This window comes from Pseudomonas sp. MF6776 (genome assembly GCF_016613125.1).
Lineage (GTDB): Bacteria > Pseudomonadota > Gammaproteobacteria > Pseudomonadales > Pseudomonadaceae > Aquipseudomonas > Aquipseudomonas iridis.
Map to the genome: position 1 here is coordinate 1 of NZ_JAENSQ010000079.1, position 2,935 is coordinate 2,935.

The following is a 2,935-nucleotide window of genomic DNA, read 5'->3' on the forward strand; positions in this document are numbered from 1 at the left end:
TGTCAAGCACAACAGACGGTCGCATGGGCATCCTTTCTTATCGAAACTCGTTGAGATGATATGCAATCAAGAATAGAATTTCAAGAACTATTTTCGAGAATCGCAATGCCTTGATTCCCGTGCCGCGTGTCGTTTTCAGAAGACGGCTGCACTGAACGTCAGAAGCCGACTGCACTATAGCAGCGGAGGGGTTGGATCCATCAGGCAACGACGGGCTGCTGCCGGCCATCAGCGGACGCAGGGAGGACTTTCCGCAACCGGCCGTTCGATGCGGCACCGATGGCCTTCGCGCAGGGGTAGTGAATCCGCCAGGATTGACTTGCGCTGCCCTACCTCTCACTAGTGAGGGGCGGCAGCGCATCAAGCGGTGAGCGCACTCCGGCACCGCCAACTTTCAGCACATGCGTGTAAATCATCGTCGTAGAGACGTCGGAATGGCCGAGCAGATCCTGCACGGTTCGAATGTCGTAACCGCTGCGGAGCAAGGCCGTCGCGAACGAGTGGCGGAGGGTGTGCGGTGTGGCGGGCTTCGTGATGCCTGCTTGTTCTACGGCACGTTTGAAGGCGCGCTGAAAGGTCTGGTCATACATGTGATGGCGACGCACGACACCGCTCCGTGGATCGGTCGAATGCGTGTGCTGCGCAAAAACCCAGAACCACGGCCAGGAATGCCCGGCGCGCGGATACTTCCGCTCAAGGGCGTCGGGAAGCGCAACGCCGCTGCGGCCCTCGGCCTGGTCCTTCAGCCACCATGCCCGTGCACGCGACAGCTGCTCGCGCAGGCTGGGTGCCAAGCTCTCGGGTAACATCAAGGCCCGATCCTTGGAGCCCTTGCCCTCCCGCACGATGATCGTGCCGTGATCGAAATCCAGATCCTTGACCCGCAGTTGCAAACCCTCACTGATCCGCATGCCCGTTCCATACAGAAGCTGGGCGAACAAACGATGCTCGCCTTCCAGAAAACCGAGGATGCGAACCACTTCATCCGGGGTCAGCACCACCGGCAAGCGCCGCGACGGCCGAGGTCTTCCGATCTCCTGAAGCCAGGGCAGATCCGTGCACAGCACCTTGCCGTAGAAGAACAGCAAGGCCGCCAATGCCTGACGATGCGTGGAGACCGAAACCTTGCGCTCGTTCGCCAGCCAGGACAGAAATGCCTCGACTTCGCTGCTGCCCAAGGTTGCCGGGTGACGCACACCGTGGAAACGGATGAAGGCACGAACCCAGTGGACATAAGCCTGTTCGGTTCGTAAGCTGTAATGCAAGTAGCGTATGCGCTCACGCAACTGGTCCAGAACCTTGACCGAACGCAGCGGTGGTAACGGCGCAGTGGCGGTTTTCATGGCTTGTTATGACTGTTTTTTTGTACAGTCTATGCCTCGGGCATCCAAGCAGCAAGCGCGTTACGCCGTGGGTCGATGTTTGATGTTATGGAGCAGCAACGATGTTACGCAGCAGGGCAGTCGCCCTAAAACAAAGTTAGATGCACTAAGCACATAATTGCTCACAGCCAAACTATCAGGTCAAGTCTGCTTTTATTATTTTTAAGCGTGCATAATAAGCCCTACACAAATTGGGAGATATATCATGAAAGGCTGGCTTTTTCTTGTTATCGCAATAGTTGGCGAAGTAATCGCAACATCCGCATTAAAATCTAGCGAGGGCTTTACTAAGCTTGCCCCTTCCGCCGTTGTCATAATCGGTTTTTGCATCGCATTTTATTTTCTTTCTCTGGTTCTGAAATCCATCCCTGTCGGTGTTGCTTATGCAGTCTGGTCGGGACTCGGCGTCGTCATAATTACAGCCATTGCCTGGTTGCTTCATGGGCAAAAGCTTGATGCGTGGGGCTTTGTAGGTATGGGGCTCATAGTTAGTGGTGTAGTAGTTTTAAACTTGCTTTCCAAAGCAAGTGCCCACTAATAAACTCAGTCATCTAACAAGTCGTTGCAGCACCGCTCCAGCACTTCGTGCCTGCGCTGGACAGTTTTTAAGTCGCGGCTTTATGGTTTTGCTGCGCAAAAGTATTCCATAAAATCACAACTTAAAAACTGCCGCTGAACTCGGCGTTGAACGACAGCTTTCCCAAAAGCTCTACGGCTGCTCTGGGTCGACACCGGTAATCGGATCGTTGCCGCACTGAACAGCGCCCCGTTCCAGGTCGCCTCCATTTATGCGGCTGAACCGAGGGAGAGCAGCTTTACGCCGTCTGGCCGCAGTTCGCCCTTGGGCGACACGTGCCGGTAGAGCGTCTGCCGGGTAATCCCGAGTTCTTCGCAGAGATCGCCCACCTTGGTTTCCGGTTGCCCCATGCTGGCCATCGCCAGGCGTAGCTTGGCGGCGGTCATCTTGAAGGGGCGCCCCCCTTTCCTGCCGCGAGCGCGCGCCGAGATAAGTCCAGCGACTGTTCGCTCGGAAATCAACTCACGCTCGAACTCGGCCAGCGCGGCAAAAATACCGAACACAAGCTTGCCGGCGGCAGTCGTCGTGTCGACCGCCGCACCGTGACCGGTCAGGACCTTCAGGCCCACGCTACGCGCAGTTAGGTCGTGCACGGTGTTGATCAGGTGGCGCAGATCACGGCCAAGCCGATCGAGCTTCCACACGATCAGCGTGTCCCCTTCACGAAGCGCCTTCAGGCAAGCAGCCAACCCTGGGCGATCATCGCGCCTGCCCGAGGCCAGATCCTCGTAAAGGTGCGCAAGGCTCACACCAGCGGCGATGAGCGCATCGCGTTGCAAATTGGTGGACTGGGATCCGTCCGCCTTCGATACCCGCATGTAGCCGATCAGCACCTTTTCACCCGTCACGTATACGTTCGATTATGTGACAGTGTGAGCCAGAAAGTTCTCGCCGTCAAAAACTGTCACTTAACCCGTCATTTAGTCTAAGACCTGCAAACGGCCATTCAGGCTCGTAATGTGACAAAAACTCCGGC

At 56.4% G+C, this 2,935-nt stretch carries 3 protein-coding genes; 1 reads left to right on the top strand and 2 read right to left on the bottom strand.

Annotation, left to right across the window (positions count from 1 at the left end):
- Positions 1–329 precede the first annotated feature (329 nt).
- Positions 330–1,343, bottom strand: a complete 1,014-nt coding sequence (gene intI1, locus JJD74_RS30370) for a class 1 integron integrase IntI1 (RefSeq protein ID WP_000845048.1) — start codon at positions 1,341–1,343, stop codon at positions 330–332.
- 244 nt (positions 1,344–1,587) lie between these two features.
- On the opposite strand from intI1, the gene qacE reads away from it, so the two are divergent.
- Positions 1,588–1,920 carry a quaternary ammonium compound efflux SMR transporter QacE gene (gene qacE / locus JJD74_RS30375; protein WP_200618080.1) on the top strand — a complete coding sequence of 111 codons (333 nt, stop codon included), beginning with the start codon at positions 1,588–1,590 and terminating at the stop codon, positions 1,918–1,920.
- Between the two features lie 248 nt (positions 1,921–2,168).
- Here qacE and JJD74_RS30380 read toward each other — a convergent pair whose 3' ends face one another.
- On the bottom strand, positions 2,169–2,792 hold the full coding sequence (locus JJD74_RS30380) for a recombinase family protein (RefSeq protein WP_003155741.1): 624 nt from the start codon (positions 2,790–2,792) through the stop codon (positions 2,169–2,171).
- Positions 2,793–2,935 lie beyond the last annotated feature (143 nt).